Annotated in this window: 16 protein-coding genes; 2 read left to right on the top strand and 14 right to left on the bottom strand. The window is 63.7% G+C overall.

All coding sequences use genetic code 11. The features are described from left to right. Nucleotides 1–52: 52 nt before the first annotated feature. Nucleotides 53–1,258, bottom strand: coding sequence for a pyridoxal phosphate-dependent aminotransferase (locus AC3WMR_RS01360; RefSeq protein ID WP_492262365.1), 1,206 nt, complete (start codon nt 1,256–1,258; stop codon nt 53–55). Nucleotides 1,259–1,293: 35 nt separating this feature from the next. Further along, complete coding sequence (locus AC3WMR_RS01355) at nt 1,294–2,088, bottom strand: HpcH/HpaI aldolase family protein (protein ID WP_492262364.1); 795 nt, start codon at nt 2,086–2,088, stop codon at nt 1,294–1,296. A 157-nt stretch (nt 2,089–2,245) separates the two neighbouring features. Between AC3WMR_RS01355 and AC3WMR_RS01350 the strand changes: the two genes are divergently transcribed. Beyond that, entirely contained in the window at nt 2,246–2,725 is a 480-nt protein-coding gene (locus AC3WMR_RS01350; protein ID WP_025136953.1) for an Lrp/AsnC family transcriptional regulator, read from the top strand. Nucleotides 2,726–2,817: 92 nt separating this feature from the next. Here the strand turns inward: AC3WMR_RS01350 and AC3WMR_RS01345 are convergent, their stop codons facing one another. Next, nucleotides 2,818–3,417, bottom strand: a complete 600-nt coding sequence (locus tag AC3WMR_RS01345; RefSeq protein WP_492262363.1) for a nitroreductase family protein — start codon at nt 3,415–3,417, stop codon at nt 2,818–2,820. 172 nt (nt 3,418–3,589) lie between these two features. Beyond that, nucleotides 3,590–5,233, bottom strand: coding sequence for a methyl-accepting chemotaxis protein (locus AC3WMR_RS01340; RefSeq protein WP_492262362.1), 1,644 nt, complete (start codon nt 5,231–5,233; stop codon nt 3,590–3,592). Between the two features lie 286 nt (nt 5,234–5,519). Here AC3WMR_RS01340 and AC3WMR_RS01335 point away from each other — a divergent pair, with 286 nt between their 5' ends. Continuing rightward, a complete protein-coding gene (locus AC3WMR_RS01335; protein ID WP_492262361.1) occupies nt 5,520–5,825 on the top strand; it encodes a hypothetical protein in 306 nt (101 codons plus the stop codon). Here the strand turns inward: AC3WMR_RS01335 and AC3WMR_RS01330 are convergent. The 10 genes from AC3WMR_RS01330 to AC3WMR_RS01285 form a co-directional block, all read right to left on the bottom strand. Continuing rightward, entirely contained in the window at nt 5,822–7,075 is a 1,254-nt protein-coding gene (locus AC3WMR_RS01330) for a vWA domain-containing protein (protein WP_492262360.1), read from the bottom strand. The genes AC3WMR_RS01335 and AC3WMR_RS01330 overlap by 4 nt on opposite strands. A 37-nt stretch (nt 7,076–7,112) precedes the next feature. Further along, on the bottom strand, nt 7,113–7,616 hold the full coding sequence (locus AC3WMR_RS01325) for a hypothetical protein (RefSeq protein ID WP_492262359.1): 504 nt from the start codon (nt 7,614–7,616) through the stop codon (nt 7,113–7,115). Next, entirely contained in the window at nt 7,613–8,254 is a 642-nt protein-coding gene (locus AC3WMR_RS01320; RefSeq protein ID WP_492262358.1) for a hypothetical protein, read from the bottom strand. Before AC3WMR_RS01320 ends, AC3WMR_RS01325 begins: the two co-directional genes overlap by 4 nt. 112 nt (nt 8,255–8,366) lie before the next feature. Next, nucleotides 8,367–9,974, bottom strand: coding sequence for a formylglycine-generating enzyme family protein (locus AC3WMR_RS01315; RefSeq protein ID WP_492262357.1), 1,608 nt, complete (start codon nt 9,972–9,974; stop codon nt 8,367–8,369). Beyond that, nucleotides 9,964–11,178: an ABC transporter permease gene (locus AC3WMR_RS01310; protein WP_492262356.1), complete on the bottom strand. Its 1,215-nt coding sequence runs from the start codon at nt 11,176–11,178 to the stop codon at nt 9,964–9,966. The genes AC3WMR_RS01315 and AC3WMR_RS01310 overlap by 11 nt, the downstream gene beginning before the upstream one ends. Further along, nucleotides 11,175–11,852, bottom strand: a complete 678-nt coding sequence (locus AC3WMR_RS01305; protein ID WP_492262355.1) for an ABC transporter ATP-binding protein — start codon at nt 11,850–11,852, stop codon at nt 11,175–11,177. Before AC3WMR_RS01305 ends, AC3WMR_RS01310 begins: the two co-directional genes overlap by 4 nt. Nucleotides 11,853–11,887: 35 nt before the next feature. Further along, nucleotides 11,888–13,852 carry a vWA domain-containing protein gene (locus AC3WMR_RS01300; protein ID WP_492262354.1) on the bottom strand — a complete coding sequence of 655 codons (1,965 nt, stop codon included), beginning with the start codon at nt 13,850–13,852 and terminating at the stop codon, nt 11,888–11,890. After that, nucleotides 13,849–14,832 (bottom strand): hypothetical protein, encoded by a 984-nt coding sequence (locus tag AC3WMR_RS01295; RefSeq protein WP_492262353.1) that lies wholly within the window; start codon nt 14,830–14,832, stop codon nt 13,849–13,851. The genes AC3WMR_RS01300 and AC3WMR_RS01295 overlap by 4 nt, the downstream gene beginning before the upstream one ends. A gap of 3 nt (nt 14,833–14,835) precedes the next feature. Further along, nucleotides 14,836–17,547 (bottom strand): virulence factor SrfC family protein, encoded by a 2,712-nt coding sequence (locus AC3WMR_RS01290; RefSeq protein WP_492262352.1) that lies wholly within the window; start codon nt 17,545–17,547, stop codon nt 14,836–14,838. Nucleotides 17,548–17,554: 7 nt separating this feature from the next. After that, on the bottom strand, nt 17,555–20,716 hold the full coding sequence (locus AC3WMR_RS01285; protein WP_492262351.1) for a virulence factor SrfB: 3,162 nt from the start codon (nt 20,714–20,716) through the stop codon (nt 17,555–17,557). Nucleotides 20,717–20,729 lie beyond the last annotated feature (13 nt).

Genomic DNA, 20,729 nt, shown 5'->3' with positions numbered 1-20,729 from the left:
AAAGCCGGCACGATACGCCTGCAGGCAGGCAGGCAGGCCGGTCAAGGATTCATCAGTCCGCTTGGCCACGATGCTGCGCCAGGTAGCGCGACAGCCGCGCCACGCCTTCGTCCAGGCGCGCGTGCTCGCTGGCATAGCACCACCGCAGATAGCCCTCGCCCTCGGGGCCGAAAGCCACCCCGGGCGCCAGCCCCAGTCCGCCGCCCACGACCAGGTCTTTGCAGAACGCCAGGCTGTCCGTCACGCCATCGACCCGGAAGAACGTGTACATGGCGCCGGGCGCGCTGCCCGCCAGCGTGACGCCGGGCACGGCTTGCAGGCGCGACGCCAGGTGGTCGCGCGCGGTGCGCAGGCGCGCCACGGTTCGCGCGATGACCGGTTCGCCCTGTTCAATCGCGCACTGCGCGGCGGTCTGCACGAAACCGGGAGTGCAGGTATTGCTGTATTCGATCAGCTTGCCGATCTCGGGCAGCAGCGCGCGCGGCACCGTCAGCCAGCCGATGCGCCATCCCGTCATCAGCCAGGCCTTGGAAAAGGAATTGCAGCTGACCACCCGGTCATCGGGTTCGGCGATGTCCAGGAACGTGGGCGCCGCCGCGCCGTCGTAGTAATAGCGCTCGTAGACGTCGTCGGCGATGATCCAGATACCGTGCTTGCGGCAGTGGGCCAGCACCGTGCGTTGCTCGTCGGCGGACAGCACCCAACCAGTGGGGTTGTTCGGCGAATTCACCAGCAGTGCGCGCACGTCCGGGGTCAGGGCGCGCAGCAGCGCGTCCAGATCCAGGCGCCAGCCGGATTCGGCAAATTCCAGCGCCACCGTGGTGACGCGGGCGCCCAGCACCTTCGGCATTTCCACCAGGTTGGGCCACAGCGGCGTCACCGCCACGACGTGGTCGCCATGGCCCACCAGCGCCTGCACCGCCGTCATCAGCGCCGACGTGCCCGAGCTGGTCACCGCGATGTTGTCGACCTCGCGACGGCCATGCAGGCGGCTGACGTAGGCCGCCAGGCTTTCGCGCAAGGCCGGCGTGCCCAGCGTCTGCACATAGAAGGTCTGGCCGGAGGCGATGTGCGCGATGGCGGCATCGCGGAAGGCCTGCGGCGTCTGCTCGTCCGGTTCGCCGAACCAGAAGGGCAGTACATCGGGCTTGCCCAGCCCGGCATTGGCGACCTCGCGGATCTGCGAAGACCGCAGGCTGCGCACGGCGTTGCGGGCGCCCAGGAAGCGATCGGGGGAAAGCGTGTCTGTGTTCATCATGGAATCTGCCAGGAAGATGAGGCGTCAGCGGCCGCTCAGGCGCACGCTGCCGCGAATTGCGCCCGGGCTTGCCGGGCGCCGCGCGCCAGCCAGGCCACGTCGGAATGCAGCGCAATGAACTGCACCCCGCGCTGGCGGTAGCGAGCCGCTTCCTCGGCGCTGTTGGCGAAAATGCCGACCGCCTTGCCATGGGTTCGTGCCGCCTGCATCACGGCATCCACGGCGTCGACCACGGCGGCGTGCGTCATGTCGCCCAGGTGCCCCAGGCTGGCCGCCAGGTCGGCGGTGCCGATGAACAGGCAATCTGCGCCCGGCAGCGCGGCAATGGCGTCGATATTGCGTACCGCCTCTGCCGACTCGATCTGCAGAATTGCGCAGGCCTGCCCGTTGGCCTCTGCCACGTAAGCCGGGTCCTGCCCATACCGCCCTGCCCGCACCAGCCCGGCCACGCCCCGCAGGCCGCCGTTGCCATTGGACGGAAAGCGCATCGACGCAATCGCGCGGCGCGCGTCGTCCACGGTGTCGACGTTGGGGAACACGATGGTCTGCGCGCCGCAATCCATGGCGCGCTTGACCAGCACCGGATCGTTGGCCGTCACCCGCACGGCGGCATACGTCGTCGCGCCCTGCGCCCGGGCGGCGTCCACCGCTCGCAACTGCGCCGTGGTGCTGTCGACGTCATTGGGCGCGTGCTCCATATCGACCACCAGCCAATCAAAGCCGCAGTGGGCAATGGCTTCGGCGACGGCGGGACTGGCCAGGGTCAGCCAGCATCCTTCAGTGGGCGTGAGCGCCAGCAGGGTTTGGCGGATGGGGTTGGGATGGTTCACAGCGGCTCCTCTTGATCGATTTTTTTCAGGGGTTGCACACCCCGTTCAAGTTCGACAAAGATATCCGCGATCCACCGAAGAAATTTCGTGATTTTTGGCCGGCTTGTGTAAAAATTTAGAATGAAATAGCCGCCTAGACAGATTTCTTGGAAAAATCATGCAAAGCAAGAATTTCGATCCGACAGACATGCAGATCCTGGCCGCTTTGCAGGCCGATGGACGCCTGTCCAGCGCCGAATTGGCCGAGCGCGTTTCCCTCACGCCGTCACCCTGCTGGCGGCGCGTGAAACGGCTGGAAGACGATGGCGTCATCCGGGGCTACCGGGCCGACGTCGACGTCAAGAAACTGGGATTTGGCGTAACCGCCTTCGTCTGGATTTCGCTGGACAAGAAAGGCGCCGAGCACGTCCGGGCATTCGAGGACGCCATCCGCACCATTCCCGAAGTGCTGACCTGCCACTGCGTCTCGGGCCGCTACGACCACCAACTGACCGTGATCGCCCGCGACCTGGACACCTTCGGCGACCTGACGCGCTACGTGCTGGGCGCGCTGCCGGGCGTGAAAGAGGTGTACACCTCGTTCGTGCTGAAGGAAGTCAAAGGCGCCGGACAGGCGGTTTCGCTGCCCCTGGCCTGAAAGCCACAAAAAGAAAAAACCCGCAGGGCCCAAGCAGGGCCATGCGGGTTTCAGCGTCGTTGCCGGGCGACTGGCGCCCGGCAAGCGCGGGATCAGCCAAACACGCGGAAGCGCTCGGCGTCGTCCATGAAGGCCTTTTCGCCGAAGCCATTTTCGTTCGAGCCGAACGGCATCTGCGCGCGCAGCTTCCAGTAGGCCGGCACATTCCACTCGCGCGCCACGGCGGCGTCGATCAGCGGGTTGTAGTGCTGCAGGCTGGCGCCGACACCGGCGTTGGCCAGCGCGCTCCAGGCCGACAGCTGGGCCATGCCGCCCGCTTGTTCCGACCATACCGGGAAGTTGTCGGCGTACAGCGCAAACTTCTCTTGCAGGCCGCGCACCACGTCCTGGTCTTCGAAGAACAGCACGGTGCCCACACCCGCGGCAAAGCTCTTGAGCTTGGCTTCGGTCTTGTCAAAGCCTTCGGCCGGAGCCACCTTGCGCACTTCTTCAATGGCCAGGTTCCAGAGCTTTTCGCTTTCGGCGCCAAACAGGATCACCGCGCGCGAGCTTTGCGAGTTGAACGAAGACGGGCTGTGCTTGATCGCGTCCTGGATCAAGGTCGTCAGTTCCTCTTTCGAGGCGGTCAGGTTGCGGCCCAGCGAATACTGCGTGCGGCGCTTCTTCAGTGCGTCGATATATGCGTTGCTCATGAGGATATGCCTTTCGACTAGTAGATAGAGGGGTTGCGAGTGAACAAATTCTACTGGCCGCAGAAGACGCCGACCACCCGCAAAGCGCACTTTTCCCCGGAACAAACTGTTCCAGTTTTAGAGCGAATGGCCGGCGGCCGCTTTCGCGATGCGCCAGTGCAACGGCCAGGGGTCATGCCGGCAACAAGCGTGCGGCGCGGGTCCGCGCCCCACGACCCGGGACGACCACGGCCGCATCTCCCACCCGGAAGGCGGCTACCGCCTGCCGCAATTCGCCCGCCCGTTCCCGCAGCGATTCGGCGCCGGCCGACGCTTCCTCCACCAGCCGCGCGTTCTTCTGGGTGTCCTCGTCCAACTGCGCAATGACCTTCGCCACGTGCTCGATGCGGCCCGTCTGCTCGGACGATGCCTGCACGATGCTGTCCATGGTGGCGGTGGTCTGCGTGATCGCCTGCAGGATCAGGTCCATGCTCTGGCCGGCGGCGCCCACCCGGTCCATGCCTTGGCGCACCGTGTCGGCCGACTGCGTGATCAGCGTATTGATTTCCTTGGCGGCGGTAGCCGAGCGCTGCGCCAGCGACCGCACTTCGCTGGCGACCACCGCGAAACCCTTGCCCTGCTCGCCCGCGCGGGCGGCTTCGACCGCCGCGTTCAGCGCCAGGATATTGGTCTGAAACGCAATGCTTTCAATAACGGACGTGATCTCGGAAATCTGCGTCGACGCCCTGGAAAGATGTTGCATCGTGTCGACCACCGCCTGCATGGTCTGGCTGCCTTGGCGCGCTGCGTCCATCGCCTGGTCCGCCATGACGCCCGCCGCTTGCGCGTCGTCGGCATTGCGCTTGACCGCCCCGGTCAGTTCTTCCATCGACTCGGCCGTCTGGCGCAGCGCACGGGCTTCGTCGCTGGTACGCGCCGACAGGTCGGCATTGCCCTCGGCCAGTTGCACGCTCACGACCGACACCGCATCGGCATGCTGGCGCACGCCGCCCACCACCGACGCCAGGTTGCGCTGCATACGCGCCAGCGTCGCCAGAAGGCTGTGTTCATCGCCCTCCCGAACCGCGATCGGGCTGGCCAGGTCGCCAGCGCTGACCGACTGGGCCACGCGCTTGAGCGCCTCGGGCTCGCCGCCCAACGCCCGAGTGATGCGGCGCGCGATCAGCCAGGCCAGCCCGGCGCCCATCAGAATTGCCACCCCGGTCAACGCCAGCATCAACTGCTGGAAGTCGATGCCCACGCGGCGCGCCATATCGCTCTGCTCTTTGCTCAGACGCTCTTCCAGGTCGATCATCCGGTTGATCGCGGCCAGCCACTGCACGAACAGCGGCCGAACCTGGTCCAGCAACGGCCGCGCTTGCGTGGCATCGCCGCGTTCCAGCGCGGCCAGCAGGCGATCCACCAGCGGCAAGGTGCGCTGCTCGATGTCCTTGATGCCGGCCAGCGTCTCGCGCTCGACGTTCGATACGTCGGCGCCGGGCGCGAACAGCGCATCCATCGGGCCGGCCGCGTCGTCGTATTGCCGCTTCAGCCGGTCGATGTCGGCAGCCAGGGCACGCAGTTCACCCGGATTGGCCAGCACCGCATCGCGCAACGCGATCGAACGATCATGGACGCTGCCGCGGAAGGTGATGGCATAGCGCTGCTTGACCCCATGCACGTCATTGATCGCCGTCAGCGCGCCATTCATCCGATTGACCTGGGTGATGCCCACCACGGTCAGCAGCACCATCAGACAGAGCACCACGGCAAACCCGAGCATGATCCGACCACCCGTGCTGCGCAGGGCTCGTAGGGGGGAACGGAATTCCTGCATGACAACCTCCTGCGGCAGCCGGACCCTTGGCCCGGGTGCCTATCCGATTAATACATTAAAACTATTAAATACTATTTGTTAATTATATATATCTATCATTACAGAAAACCAAATCCCCTATCCCATGGAGGGAATTGCGCCATTGGCTGTTCGCCAGGAGACCGTCGCACCCCGCGCGTGGATGGACGCTGCTGGCGCGGCGATCATTCCGCGCGGCGAGTCGCCGGCCGTGTCGCAAACATGAAATGGTGGCAGACTGCGGTTTTGCGCATCCGGGGTCCGATCCATGCTCAAAGACCGCACATTTCAGATAGGGCTGGCTTTGTTTGCCGCCGTCGCTGGCACCCTGATCTATCTGCTGTGGCCCAAAAGCAGCGGCTATCCGTCGATTGGCGGCGGCGGCTACGACCTGTCCGGCTTTGTCTACACGCTGGCCTTGCTGGCGTTCAGTGGCCTATGGACGCTGGTGACCGTGATGGTGGGCATGAGCCGGCGCAACGCCGTGGCGGCCAGACGCTGGAATGGGTGGTCGGCGGTGGGCGCCGCCACTTTTGTGGTGGCGATCGTGGCGTTTGGCGGCAATCTGCGTTAAGGCGAAGCCCGGCCCTTGCCAGGCGCCGCCGCAGGCGCCAGCATCTTGGCGGCTTCCCGGGATAGATCAACGCTCTTCTCATCCGGCTTCACGTTGCCCCAGACATACGCGCCCACCCGCGCTTGCCTGGAAAGGCAGGACGCCACCGACTGCGTGCCGCTCAAGTCCACGACATTGATCCGCAACCTTGGCTTTTCCTTGGCCAGGCGTGTCGCGACGGCGCACAGGTCCTGCCCGCACGCATCGGTTCCACCCACGAACATGAACACCAGGGCGTCGCGCTTGATGCCATCCACGGAAGCTGCCGCCAATTTCAGGCCCTCGGACAGCGCCGCCTTGCCCTCGTTTGGCGCGCCCTGCACCGTTTTCAGCAACGCGGGACGCTTTCCCAATGGAAACACGCCATGCCCTTCAGGCACTTCGCATTGGCCGGCAGGAAACGTAATCAACTGGGTTTTGGTATCGTCCGGCAGCCCCTTGACGATGCGTTCGATCTCGCTGCGGGCCAAGGCCTGACGCGACGCCCCGCCCTCCGCCATCGGCGGCTTTTTCATGCGCTCGGCCGTTTCCAGCACCACGACCAATTCAGTTGGCCACTCGGAATCCCTCGCGGGTTCGGCCTTGGGCTTGGGCTTGGGTTCGGGCTTGGGTTCAGGCGCGGGTTCCGGCTGTGGCGCCGGCGCAACGACCGGCGCGGGCTCGGGCACGACCACCGGCGGAACCGGCGCCGTTGAATGGCGATACCACCACCACAGCGCGATCAACATGGCCGCCAGCAGCAAACCGCCCAACGCGAACCACTTCCAGCGCGAAGCGGGAGGCTCGGGCAGCGCTGCCGGTACGGGCGGGGGGGCAGGATCGTCCTGCAGACGCAACAGCAAGCGTCCATCGACGCTATACAGCGTATCCAATACGGGCTTGGTATGCAGCTTCTGGATCTGCTCGGCTTGCTCGGTCAAGCCCCGCACACGCAAGGCCTCGATCAAGCCATCCAGGGTGGCCAGGTGCGCGTCGTAGGCGCGTAAGAGCGCTTGTTGCGCATCGCCGTTCAGCGCCGCATAGGGCGTCACCATGCCCTGCTGCGACGTCCACCATTCAAGCGCGCCATCGCCGCTTAACTGCGGGATGGCGTATACCGCGGCAACGCTCGGGGAAAAATGCTTGCGGATAAGCGCTATCCGCTCGCCGTAGACGCTGGACAGCCACGCCTCCGACAGTTTCCCCCTCGGGTCTCGCAAAAAACGTTGCATCGTAGTATCTCGAATGGTGGCCGGGCGAAGTCGCGTATTACGGAACGAGCGCCAAGCTCTTCTGCAGCTTGTAGACCTCTTCCTGCTTGGCCTTGATCTGCGCTTCCAGGGCGGCATTCGACGCATTCACGTTGATCGGCGTCTTCAAAGCCTTTTCGGACTGCGCCAATTGCCGCTTGAGCTCGGCGCTTTGCTGCGACTTGGCCTTGGCCTGGTCCAACAATTTCTTGACCGATGCCGACAAGGCGTCGCGCGCCTTGGCCTTTTCCGCCACGGACTTGCCGATCGCCGCGCGCTGCGCTTCGAGATCGGCCAGGACCTGCCTGGCTTGCGCATTTTCCGCCTGAGCCGCGCGCACGTCGTTCTCGCCCTGGGCGATACGCTGACCATAGCCGCCGCCCACGTCGCAATTCATCTTGGTGATGAATCCGGCGTCCTTGTTGGCGGGGTCGCAGTCGGCCGCCGTGGTGGCGCATCCGGACAACACGGCCAGCGCCAGGGCGGGGCCGGCCAGCTTCATCGCAATCGCCAAGTTTCTCATGCCTTCTGCTCCCCGAGATCGATGGCGCTGCGCAAGGCAAAGTAGCTATCGGCTTCTTTGTTGAGCTGGGCGATCTGGTTTTCCAGCACGGCAAGCTGCTGCTGCATTTCCCGCACATCCTTGGGCGCGCCGTTGGTCTTGGCACCCGCTTCGCGGTACTGGTTGGCCAGGTTCTTCATGCTGGTCAGGTCGCTCTTGATGGCGCCGATGTTGGCGTCGATCTGGGCCAGTTCTTTCTTCGCGACAACCTGGTCGGCCTGCTTGGCGGCGATGTCCGACTTCAGTTGAGCCAACTTCTTCTTGTCATCGGCCATCACCGCATTGATGGAATTGCTGCGGTCCTGCACCTTCAGGGTGTCGCTCTTGATATCGTCGCCCATGGCCTTGAGCTGTTCGTAGGTCGTCTTGTACTGGCTGCGACGGGCATCCAGGTAATAGTTGGCCCCCATAGCCGCGCCGCAAGTCGCGACCGCGCCGACGACGGCCGCCGGCGCCTTGTTCTTGCCACCGGCCAGCAGACCGATCGCCGCCCCCGCCGCCGCGCCCAGCAGGCAAGCCTGCAGGCCGGACTGGCTGAAGAACTTCGCATCATTGCCCTGGGTCAGCCGGGGGTCCGGCTTGACCCCGTTGTTCAGCAAAGAACTTCCCGTGTTTGCGCATCCGCTGATCGCCAGCGAGCAGACCATCACCAACACCATGGGTATGCGATTCCAATTTCGCACGAGAACAGACATGAAGACTCCTTAATGGTTATTTATTGACGGCAATGCATGAATCCAGCCAGGCGGCTCGATCGATTTTCTTGTTGGCCAGATAGGCTTTCTGGTGCGCCCAATACGCAACCAGGTAGGGGCGCAGACCGCTGACCTGCTTGTTCTGCTCGAACATCTTGTCCAGAACGGGCACCTGCCTGGCCAGGTTGTCGGCGCCATACAGCGTGGCGGCATCGACCAGGCTGCTGGCGTAGTACTGCGTCACGCCCTCCACCCGCCGCTCATGGCTGGCCAGGAGTTGCTTGCGGCGCTCGCACGTCGCATCCGAATTGCCGCTCTCGCAGGTGGTCTTGTAGACCTCTCGAAGCAGGTTGCGATGCTCGCCATCGTCCTTGAGCTTGGTACACAGGAAGGCACCCAGGTTCAGGCTGGCCCGGATCGCTTGATCGCGCGCCTCTTCCTGCTGCTGGTTGCTCGCGCGAAGCTTGCCTTCCAGGCTGGCCAGCTGCTCCTTCAGCTTCTTGTCCGTGACGCTGCCGGCAAGCGTGTTCAATTCGCTCACGGCCGACTTCCCTTTCTTGGAGGCGTCCGACGAAATGTGGCCATCGCCCAGCTTGCCGTAGCTTTCCTCAAGCGCCTTGACGTGTTTGGCGGACGTCATTTCGCGCGAAGAAATCACCCAACGAAAGCCCACGGTCTTCTCGCGAGTCTCGCCGTCCTCGTCATAGAGATTGCCCTCGCGCCGCAGGGCTGCGCGCAAGTCGGATTCGGGCTGCATGTAGTCCGAACCGCGAATCGCGTAGCTGCCCGCCGACCCATATTGGCGGTCGAATTTGTTCAGCCGGAATACATCCAGGGTCATCTCAGACACGTTGCCCAGCATGTCGTGCAGGCCCAGCGGGTTGGGCAGCAGTACGCCGATGCGGTTGACTTTGCTGTTGGACGATTGCGTGCCGCCGAACCATTCGTACTGATTGACCGTTCCGTCCGGCATGGGATAGCGCGGCTCCGCGAACTCGGCTGCGTTGACCTTGACGCCGCCGCGCGCCGCGAACTCCCATTCCACTTCGGTGGGCAGGCGGGCAAATCCGGAGACTCCGTCTTCCTTGGGCAACAGGTTCTTGGCGTGCTGACGCAGCCAGATGTTGTACAGGTGCGCCATCCGCGACGCATCGAACCAGTTCGCCTCGGTCACCGGAAAGCGGCCATCCGCCGCTTCGGGGTTCGGGCACTTCGCCGCGTCGCCATTGCCCAGGGTAGTCAGGGCCTGGTACTGCGTGATGGTCAACTCGTACTTGGCCATCAGGTAATAGCTGAACCTGGATTTCTTGTCCGCGCCCTCTTCCGTGAATCCGCCAGCGATGAACGCCGGACGACTCTTTTCGACGAAGGAGTAGGCGCCGCCTTCCTGTCCGACCTGGATGGGTAGGTCGGCCAAGGGGCCGCCAACGGGCACGACGACCTTCCTGAAGACGATGCCGCCATCGCAAGGCAGCGGCAGGACGATATCGCCTTCGGCTGGCTTGGGGTTGTAAAAGCGCGCGTCCCATTTCGGTGCGGGCGCGCCCGCGGCAAGCGCCACGGGACATGCCGACAACGCCAGCAAGCCCTGAACCGCATATCGGCCAAGCAATTTAGATTTCACGCAAACTCTCCGCGGGTTGAATACGCTTGGCGTTCGCCGCGCCGATACTCGACGCCAGCAACGCCACGCCCAAGGCAAGCACGAATGCCAGGCCGACATGCTGCGGCGTGATCTGGCACGCCAGCTGGCCAGGCGACCTGACCCCGCCCAGCAGGCTGTTGAATGTCGCGCTGCCCACGCCATAGATGGCCAGCCCGACGCCCATCGCCACGATGGTCAGGGCGATCGCCTGCATGGCCAGCAAGGCGCTGATCTGCGCGCCGCCCAGGCCCAGCAGGCGCAACGTCGCAATGTCACGCCGCTTGCGCCGTACGTTGGCCAGGAACGCCCCTGCCAAGGCCGCCACGCAACCGGCGATGGCAGTGGTTGAAATCACGGTGAATACCATCGTCAACAAGTGGTTGATGGCCTTGACGTTGCGAATGTCGGCCAGGCGGCTGCTGGTTTCGATACGCTGGTCGATCAGGCTTTTTTCCAGGGGTTCCACCGAATCCAGGTCCTTGGCATACAGTCGCGCGCGGGCAAATCGCACTTTGGCCGTCTCAACAGGCTGGCCATCTCTTGCGCCCAGGGAGGCGACGGCGTAGCCGTCCCGATACCACTCCATATCGCGCAGCAAGGCCGGCAGGACGAAAGCGGCGGCACGCTCGTAGGCTTGCCCCGGCAAGACCGCCAGCACGGTGAGACTCACCACGGCGCGCTGGTCCACCCCGTTCAGACGACGGGCGATCCGCATGCGCAAGGTATCGCCGGGCTGAACATCAAGACGCTGGGCCGCCTGGGCGCTGAACACGACGCTGGTGCCCGTCAGCGCGGACGCGTCCACGCCGGCCAGCAAGGGATCCCCGACCGCGGTGGGCAGCACTTCCACGTTCTCCAGGAACTTCGTGGGCGTATGAATGAAGTCGGCCTGCGTGTTCAGCGATCGCGTCATGCCCACGGCAAAGGCCACATCCGGCCGGCCGGCCATCTGCTCGATCCAGGCCTGGTCGTAGCTGCCGCTGCTGAGCATGCGAATTTCCAGGTTGCGCGGGTCCCTGGACAATTCGTCCTGCATGGCGCTGACCACACCGTGCTTCAGGCCGAACAGCAGCAGCAACGGCGCAATCACCGCCACCAGCGTGGCGATCATGCAAAGGGTCACGAGACGATCGTGCCAAAGGTCCAGGCCCGCCAGGCGGGCAATCTGCCATGCGCGCGTCATAGCGACTCACTCAGGCCGAAGGAGCTGTGGCCGGGCGACAAGGTCGGCGTCAGGCTGGGCAGGCCGAACTGGCGCACCAGGTCCCAGTCATGCGACACCACCAGGGTTGCCATGTCGTCGGCGCGAGCCAGGTCGACAAACAGCTGGAACAACCTGGACGCGTTGTCCGGGTCCAACGCGGACGTCGGCTCATCAGCCAGCAAGACGTCCGGCTCGTGTGACAGCGCACGCACCACGGCCACCCGCTGCCGCTCGCCGATGGACAACTGCGCCGGCCGCTTTTCCAGCAGGTTCTGCAGGCCAAGCACCTCGATGCCATGTTGCATCCGGGCGCCTTGCGCAGGCATCCCGAGCAGGCGGCGCGGCAGCAGGATGTTGTCTCGCACCGACAGGTAGGGCAGCAAGCCGCCGGTCTGCAACACGAATCCGATCCGGGAAGCACGCAAGGCCGCCAGGGCGGCTTCGTCTTTGCGGGTCAGCCGCGCAGCGACATCGATGTCGCCATTGAGCGTATAGGCCTGCACGCTCGCAGGCGCCAGCAGCAGGCCGATGCCTTCCAGCAGCGTGCTCTTGCCGCAACCGCTTCCCCCCACGATGGCCAGTACCTCGCCGCTCGCCAGGCGCAGCTTGGGTAGTCGTATCTCGTAGGCAGAAGCGCCCTGCCCTCGACGCAAACGCAAATCATCAATAGCCAGCATCGTCCGTCCGCTCAGGGCATCATTTCCAGAGGCACGGGATAGACGTGGTCGCGCGGGTCGCTGTTTGGCGCCAGAGACACCCAACGGTCGACATCGGCGTTGTACAGCTGGTAGTGCCGCAACTTGGTCGTCAGGTTGCGGATGAATTTTTCCTGCGCCAGGCCGTCCCAGCTCTTCCAGGTCGCTTCGTCCAGGTTCAACACCTCGCTGTGGTAAGGCAGGCCGTCCAGGTACTCCGACAAGAATCCCATCTCGGCTAGTTTCTTGTCCGACTTCTCCAACTTGTTGGGATCGGCGCCCATGGTGGCCGCCACATTGCGCAACTGGTTGAACATATCGGTCGGAGAAATCAGCCCCTGGTTGGCGGCATCGACGATCTTCTTCATCACGTCGTTCAGGTCACTGAGCTGCCCCTTGGTCAGCAGCACGCGCACGTCCGTCACGGGCACGGTCTGCTTGATGAGATCGCGATCGCTGATCCAGGCCTGGAATACCGGCGGTGCCTTGGCGCCAATGCGTTCGCCCAGGTAAGCCAGCTTCATCGCATTACCGATCAAGTCGGCGTCCTGCAGCATTTTCTCGTCTGCGTTGGCGGGCCGCTTGCCCGGGTCCGTCGCGTTGGCGGCGCTACCCACGGCATCTTCGCCCTGGTAGGCGGACTTCACCTGCTGCGTGATCGCCGCGGACAAGGCGTCCACCTTCTTGCCGAATTCGTTCACATCGCCGGCATTGACGGGGTAGTACAACGACAGATTGGTGCCGCCATAGGTGGACAGATTGCGGTACTGCGCTTCGGCGCTGGCGTGATTCTTGGCGCCTGCAGGCGTCTTCAGGTGCAGGGTGTAGATGGCCACGCCCGGCTTGGCCGCTTCGAGCCGGACCTGGCTGGCGCTCATGCCGGTGGAGGACAATTTATCGCTCCCCTCGATAGCGCCCGCGTCGGTGATCAGCACGACATAACGCGCGCCATAGGGGCGCCAGTCGATGCTGTTGACGGCATCCATCACGCCGGCATAGGCATCCTCGTCGAACAGGCTGCTGGATACCTTGGCCTGCTTCAATTCCGCGACCTTGGCCATGAAATCCGCGCCGTCCTTGACCTTGTTCGGGTCCGCGTAGACCTTGCTGACGTATTCCAGCCCGGGAACGGCCTTGGTGCTCGAACGGAAGGCCACCAGCCCGAACTTGACCTTGTCGCCCAGCTTTTCGGCCTCGACCTTGGCATAGACCTTCTTGATCGCCTCGCGCGTGCGTTCGATGTAGGGGTCCATCGACACCGTCGAGTCGATGACGAAGACGACCGCCGAACTGAATTCCTTGATCTGCTTGGTCCGCTCGTGCACGGTGGACTGGTCCTGGCTGGCCTTGGCCGCACTGGCAGGATCCGCCGCGCTGACGGAGGCGACATTCAGCACCCGCACGCGCACGTTCTGTTCCGTCATGACCTCTTCTCCGCTCAGGATGGGCAGCAGATAGAAGTTCTTGGTCATATCGACGAACAGCTCGGGTTCCTGGGCGACAACGCCCGGCGCCTGACCTTTGGTCTTGAGCTGCTGTCGCGTCGGGGCGATCTTCTCGACCGGATCGATGGCGTTGAGCACGGTGTCCAGCGCCGGCCGGTCCTTGAAGAACAACGTGCGGTCGCGGCCGGCGGGGTTGGTGAACGCCAGCGACATCTGCATTTTCCAGTCGACGGTGCAGGACCGGTCGACCCAACCCAGCGTCTTGCCAAAGGAATCGGGCCCGACCTGCACCCAGGTCTTGCCCCCCGCCGCCTGGCTGGCGTAGACATAGAAGCGGCTGAAAGTCGGCTGCACGGCGCCGGCCTTGCCGTCCGGCGCTTCATGCAAGGCGCAGCCCGGGGTGGTCAGCACGCGTTGGTAGAGCGTCTTCTTGCCTTCCTGCAACAACGGCGGCGCGGCATGCACGACTGCGGCAAAGCCGAGCAGACCCAGGGCCAGGGCAATCTTCCTCATTTCTGCAATTCCTTCAGGCGCGCTTGGGCCTGGGCGTTGTCCTTGTCCTTTTCCAGCACCGCTTCATACCAATACGCGGCCGTGGCGGCATCCGCCTTGAAGCAGGCGTTTTCCTTGTAGGCCGCCGGGTCGTACTCCTGGGCGTAGGCCAAGGCGATACGCACGTCCCCCGCCTGCGCCCGATTGGCGTACAGACGCTGCGCGATGGAGCACTTGCCCGCCTCGCGCGCAGCCTGGATGATGGCCAACATGGCCGCGGAGTCCTTGACGTCACGCACGCAGTCCTGCACGAAGGCCATTTCCGCCGCCGAGCCCAGGTTTTCCTTGGAACATGCCGCGGCTGCCGGCGCCGGCTCGGGTGTCGCGGCGGGCGCCTCCGGCTTGGGCGGCGGTTCAGGAATGTCTGCTTTCTTCAGCAAGAACCATGCGGCCGCGCCCGCCGCGATGAGCAAGGCCAGCGCGCCCCCGACGATGAGCCCCAGACGACGGGACGGCGGTTGCGGTGCCGGGACGGGGTCCGCGCCCACCGGCTCCTCGACAGGAGGAGGCGGCGTCACCACCGGCGGCGACGTGGGCTTGGGCGCGACTTCGACCACCATCGCCTGGGCGGGCGCTTCACCCGCTGCGGTGGACGGCGTCACGCTGTCGGGAATCGAACGCACCGGGTGCTGCGTCATGCTGCCATCAGGCTTGCGCACGCCGATCACGAAGGAAGCATTGCGCTTGGCCTGCAGCAACGCGTCGACGATTGCGGGCCCCACCTCGATCACCAGCCTGTCGCCGCGGACCTGGCCATTGCCAAAACGCAGCCACTGCTGTTCGCCGCCCCACTTCCCTTGCGCATCCAGGTGTGCCGGCGAGGCGTTGCGGCGAATGCCCAGCTCGACCTCGACCGCATCGCCGCTCCAGCTCTCGACATGGAGTTCGGCGTATCCCGCGCGCCGGTCCGGCAGCGGGTTAAATGAAACAAATACAGCCATGTGTCATCCCTTTCTGATGTCGGCAATGATGGCGCCCAACGCCTCGTTCTGTTCGTCACTGATCTCCTGCCCGGCGGTGAAGCCGGCATTCTTCACGATCATGTCGATCAGGCAGGACACCCAGTCCTTGAGGAATTCACGCCCCTTGCCCATGTCATTCTTCTCGGGCAGATCCGGCATGCCGGTGCCCGCGTCCAACAAGGCCGACTTGGCGAACACCTTGGCGTTGGCCACCGATGCGCTGGCGGGCTTGTCGTCCGTGTTCATGTCCAGATAGCCCAGCCACGCGATGAAGTCGCGCAACACCGTCTGCACGCGCAGGACCTGGCTCATCACCATCTGGTCGCGCTTGGACGCGCTATCGGTGCGCGACAGCAGGCTTTGCAGCATCTGTTGAGGCAGGTTGCGGCCCTTGCTGTTCTCGCGGTATGCCGCGTTGCGCAGTTCTTCAACCACGATTTCCAGGATGTCCTGGGGAATGTTCTTGAGCATCGCGTGCTGGCGCGTGCGGCTCGGGATCTCGCTCAAATGATTCAGCCACAGCTTGAATGCCGAATCGGCGAACCAACGCTCGTAGGTATCCGCGGGCGCCGGGTCAGCTACCGCATGGGCCGGCTCGGCCTCGTCCGCGCCGCCATCCAGCAGACTGGCGAACAGGTCGTCGGCATCGGCGCTGCTGTCGGGCGCGGCCTTCGCCTCAGGTTGGGCGGGGCTTGCCTGCGCCACGTCGGCGCCGCTCAGGTAAAGATCGCGCAGCGCTTCGCTCGGCAGTTCCAACACATGCATCAATTCCGACAAGAGGAAGTAGGCCTTGGGGTTGTCCGCGATATTGCGCAGCACGGGCGCGACCTTGTCGGCCAATTCCCTTTTCTTCTGCTTCGCGCCTTCGGCATCGCTGCCTTCGCGGTGGAACAGGCCGATACCCCGGTCCAGGATCTTGTGGTGCTCGTCGCCCACCTGATTGCGCAGGCGTGACAGCTTGAAGTCGATATCGCTGATCTGCGCGATGGATCCGGCCAGGTTTCCCATGCCACCGTCGTTCAGTCGCATCATGGCGTCCCAGGCCTCGCCGGGCTGCGCAAAGCGGCTGCGCAGCACGTCCGCCTCGATGAAGCTGGCCCGCATCCTGTCCAGGATTTCCTGCTTCTCGGGCGCCACGGCCAGTTCCTTGCCGTCTTCCTTGCCGTCTTCCTTGACGGTGAAAGCGGTATAGGAAGGCGTGCGCACCAGGAACGTGTTGTTGAAGGGCTTGCCCCCTTTCCAATCGCGCATGAAATCCAGGCTTTCATAGATCTTGAAAGCGATGTCGTTCAGCCCTTTCCACTCCTGGTGCCACTTGTCCTGCTTGTTGAGCATGTCCGAGACGCGTGCATTGAACATGGTCACCGCCCACAGCAGTCCTGACCGCGCCGAGCGGTCCCGGGCGGATTCTCCCTGCGTTTGCCTGACCCAGTGATCCAGTACTGGAACCACCGCGCTCGTTTCGGGCTGTTTGTTGGCGGGCGTGCACAGCACCAGGCCATTCATTTCCTGGTTCTCGCTATACAACTCGAACAGATACGCCACCTTGCCGCGGCGCAGCAGTTCCCCGACTGGGTTGTTCGGGATTTCGCTCAGCCTGGTCTTGTCATAGCGGCCCCGATAGCCGGGGAAATCAAGCAGGTCCACGGCTTCCAGGCAACGCTCGCGGGGCATATTGGCCAGCGGGAACACCAATTCCGTCGTCAAGACCGCCAGGTGTGAACGCCTGATCGACACCGGCTCGTTCAACTTGCCGTCACGTACGCCTCGGACCATGACCGTGGCGTTGTCACCGCCGCCAATGTGGTCGAGCATCGTGACGTTCATGATGCTGGGCGGACCGCCCTTGTCCTCCACGGCATCGCGGGGAATGTGCGCGACGTCGACATGGCCGATGGCGCACAGGCTGTCGGCGATTTGCGCGTAGACCTGCGTCAACTCTGGGATTTCACCCCACAGAATGGAGAAGAACTCCGCGCGATCGCGACTGGACAGGCGCGGCGCAAGAGCAACGGCCCGAGCCCAATAGCCGCTTTTCAAGTCGCCATCCAAGGCCTTGACGTGGTTGCCGAACGAGGCGGCGACGTAGTCCCAGAGCGACACGACGTCATTGGCGTCAACGCCCGGCTGGGGCGAACTGGCCGCACGGTCCGCGAACCGGTCCAGCAGCGCTCTCACGCGGTCGCCGTCGATCTTGTAGTCGACCCGACCCTGGTCAAAATCCTTGAACCAGGCGTTGGCCAGTATCTTGGCCAGGTCGATTTCCCGGAACAGGCGCACTTCGATCGGATAGGCGCGGTCCTGGATGGCGGGTTTGATCCGCGTGAATCGCGTCACCAGGCCCGTAGCCTCGCTGCCTCCGCCTGCGGGGTTGACCGAGGCCAGGAAATCGACGAGCTCGCCGTCATGGTCGGTTTCCAGGCGGCCATTCTCGCCGGCGGCAAGCGTGGAGATCAGGTAGGACTTGCCCGCCTGCGACAGACCAAAGAAACCGATGGCCATCGGGTGACCCGCGGCCCGCTCCAGGCTACGCGCCTTGTTGCTCGCCCGGCGCAACCCATAGACCAGGCCATCGGCCTTGTCGTCCAGTTTCTTGGAATTGCCCCGCACCGCGTCGATCCATTCGATCGCACGGGCCGCACCGTCATGGATCGCACGCCACTGACGTGCCAGTTGTTTCTGAGATTCGCTCATATCGCCATCAACCCTTCACGCTACCGCTATCCAGCCAGTAGAAATTCGCCTTCCCGATTCTCAGCTGGGTGTTCAACTGCAACCGCACCGTCGGCCGGCTCTTGTCGTCGTCCGTCAACGGCGCGGTCTTGGCGACCAGCAGCCTGTCGCTGATGAGGCCCGCCTTGCGCTCCTGTTCTGTAGGCTTGGCCACCTTGAAGTACACCCGGCCCGACGCATGGGACTTGTTCGGATTGGATTCCTGGGAACGCTTGTATTCCTGCTCCCATTCGCGATCGAAGCCCAGCACATACATCGGCGTGGCTGGCCAGCGCTCGATCTTGAGCTGTCGATAGCCGAGCCGTGCGGTGTTTTCCATCTTGAACGGCAGCACATCGCCGTCCGCGCCCACGGGCAACTCGATGCTCTGGTCCATCGACGTCTTGCCGTCCTCGGATTGCTGCGTCTGGATGTCAGAGAACAACACGTTGCCGTACTTGAGCATGTTGTCGTTGCCGATCTCGCCGAAGTAGCGGATCAGCGGCTTCGGCCTGAGCGTGCGGGTGTTGATCTTGAACGTCGGGATGCGGTTGTTCTCGCAGAGCCAGATCACCATGGCGCCGACCGATGCCGTGGTCTTGGGATCGTCGATGCAGCCCGCCTTGCGGAAGGGGAACCAATCGCCCGTCCGGTAATTGCGCATGGGCACCACGCGCCCGGGCGGCAACGGCATGGCCTTGCGTATCACCGCCTGCACCCCCGGCAACACGGAAGGCCTGCCGGTAAGCAGCAACACGTCGCAGTCGTAGTAATTGACGATTTCGCATAGATTGCGCAGGGTGTTGCAGATATCCAGGTTGTCGGTCAGGAAATCGAAATGCATCTTGACCGGGTCGGCAATCAACGGGACGCTTTCAAGATCGAATTCCACGGGCTGCCCGGCAGCCTCGTTGAGCGCCTTGCCCACGAATCCCCGCACCGCAGCGCTCAAGGGCTGCTTGTCGTGCAGCCATTGGCCAATCGTCTTTTCCTTGCGTTCGGCGGGCTTTTCCGGATCGTAGTTCTCGTATTCCTTGAGAAGCACCAGCGCCAGGGGATAGAAGCATTGCAACGTCAGTTGCTGGCGCAGCAGGCGCTGTCTTTCGTCGTCCCCGGTGCTGCCGCACAGGATGTCCATCAGGGCCGCGGCATCCCGGGCGCCCGCTTCCTTCAGCGCGGCTTCCAGATACGGCAGCACGTACTTGCGGATGACTTCCAGCACGATGTCGTCACCGGCCACCTTGAAACCGTCGCGGAAACGTTGCGTGGGCGTGATGGGCACGAAGCTGTTGGCCGACTGGCGGCCGCTACGATCCAGCTTGTAGTCCGTGATGACCAGATCCGTGGTGCCGCCGCCGATATCCAGCGAGGCTACCGTGATGCACTCACGATCGGTCTTTTCCCGACGCGCCAGGGTGTCAAAAAATTCCTCGGCATAGCCGCTGAAGTTCGTCACGACCTCCGTGTACAGGTAAACCAGCTGCCCGCAGGTCGCCTCGTCCCACTTGATGACGATCTTGGGCAAGGCCAGCGTGAATAGGTCGTGCTTCTCGTCCTCGTCATCCTCGACGGGGTCGCCGTCACCCGTATGCCAGCCCATGCTCTTCCAGAGCAGGCTCAGGGCGCGCTGCGCATGTTGCTTGAAGATGCCGCGCTCCACCTGCGGCATGCTTGGCGGCACGGTGAGGATGATGGCGCGCAAATAGCGCGGCAACGTCCGGTCCTTCTTGCGCGAGCGGTACAGCCAGCTGTTGATCTGCGACACCGCCTGGGCGAACACTTCATTGAGCATGAACCCCATCAACGCGCTGCGCGTGTAGTGGGCTTCAAAGGCCGGGAAGCCGGACGTCTCCTCGTCCTGGTACAGCGCGCACGGTCCGTACAGCGGAATGCCTTTCTCGTCGATCAGGTTCTTCAACGGTCCCAGCGTTGCCCATTCCGGCGCCTCGCCCTTGATCGTGGACGCGTTGGGCCGCCAGCCGGACTCGTAGGCATCCTCGGCGTCCCACAGGTAGCGCTTGGGGCTGGACAGGCCCGTGGAACCCTCGGTGCCTTCTTTGCGTGCGGCGAGGTTCGTGGCTTCGGTACCCACTCGGGCCATCGACACCCACACGAACGCGTCGTCTCGCCCGCCTTGCAGGGAAAGATCGTCCTTGCCAAAGCTGACGGGCGCGAACTCCACACGCGACTCGAACGGCTGTTGGTAGATGCGTTCCGGCCGAGTCATGTCCCGCAGCGTCAGGAACGTGTAATCGTTCAGGCCGTTGTCGTTCTGCTTATGCTCTTCGATCAGGATGCCGCACGTCCGCGAATTGCCCACATCCAGCACCAGATCGACAGGCACGCTGCCGCCCTTGATCACCTTGCGGCCGTTCGCGTTGGGGGCCAGCATGTTCAGGACCTTGATGCGGGGCAGCTTGATCTTGACCTTGGCCTTCTGCTCTTTGTTGGAACGCGTGGTCGGCGCCGACTCACGCATCAGGCTGAGCAGGTTCAGGTAGTGCGCAAGATGTTCCCGCTTGGCCAGCGCCTTTTCGATTTCACGGTTCTCAAGATCGTCACGGCGTTCGCGAAACACGCTTTCGAGCCATTTGACGACCCACTCCTGCTCGTCCAGGAACCATTGCATTTCATGCAGGTTGAACGCCAGGCGGAACACGGCGCCGGTTTCCATGTCCTCGTCGTAGGGCTCGATGTAGTCGCGCGCGTCATCCCGGGCCCGGGTGCGCGTATCGAAGGCCAATGTCACGCGATGCGTGTTGCCATTGGCGTCGGCCTCATCCAGCTTGACCAGGCGCAGTCGCGCCCAGTTCTTCGGCCCACGATCGAACTGGCTGTCCGATTTGTAGCGAAAGAACGGCACCGGCAGCCAGAAGCCGTCGAACAGTTCCAGGCTTTCCTGCATGGGCAGCGAAAATGTCGCCTTGGCCTCGACGAAATTGCCCGGCCTGTCTTCATAGCCGGGCCTGCCGTCGTCCGGTACATGCAGCCGGATCGGCATCCGGCCGGACGGATGCATGCAGAATTCACCTTCCGGTTCGCGCTTGAGTTCCGGCAGTGCGCACGCCAGGTCAAGGAACTGGACGCCCGTATTGCCGAAAAGCTCGACGTTGTCCTTGTCGGCGTCATAGGTATCAACAGGGGGCAGCATGACAAATACTCTC

The sequence above is a fragment of the Achromobacter sp. FW305-C-28 genome (assembly GCF_058783235.1).
The sequence above is the reverse complement of the archived record's forward strand: the minus strand, read 5'-3'. Positions and strand labels throughout refer to the sequence as shown.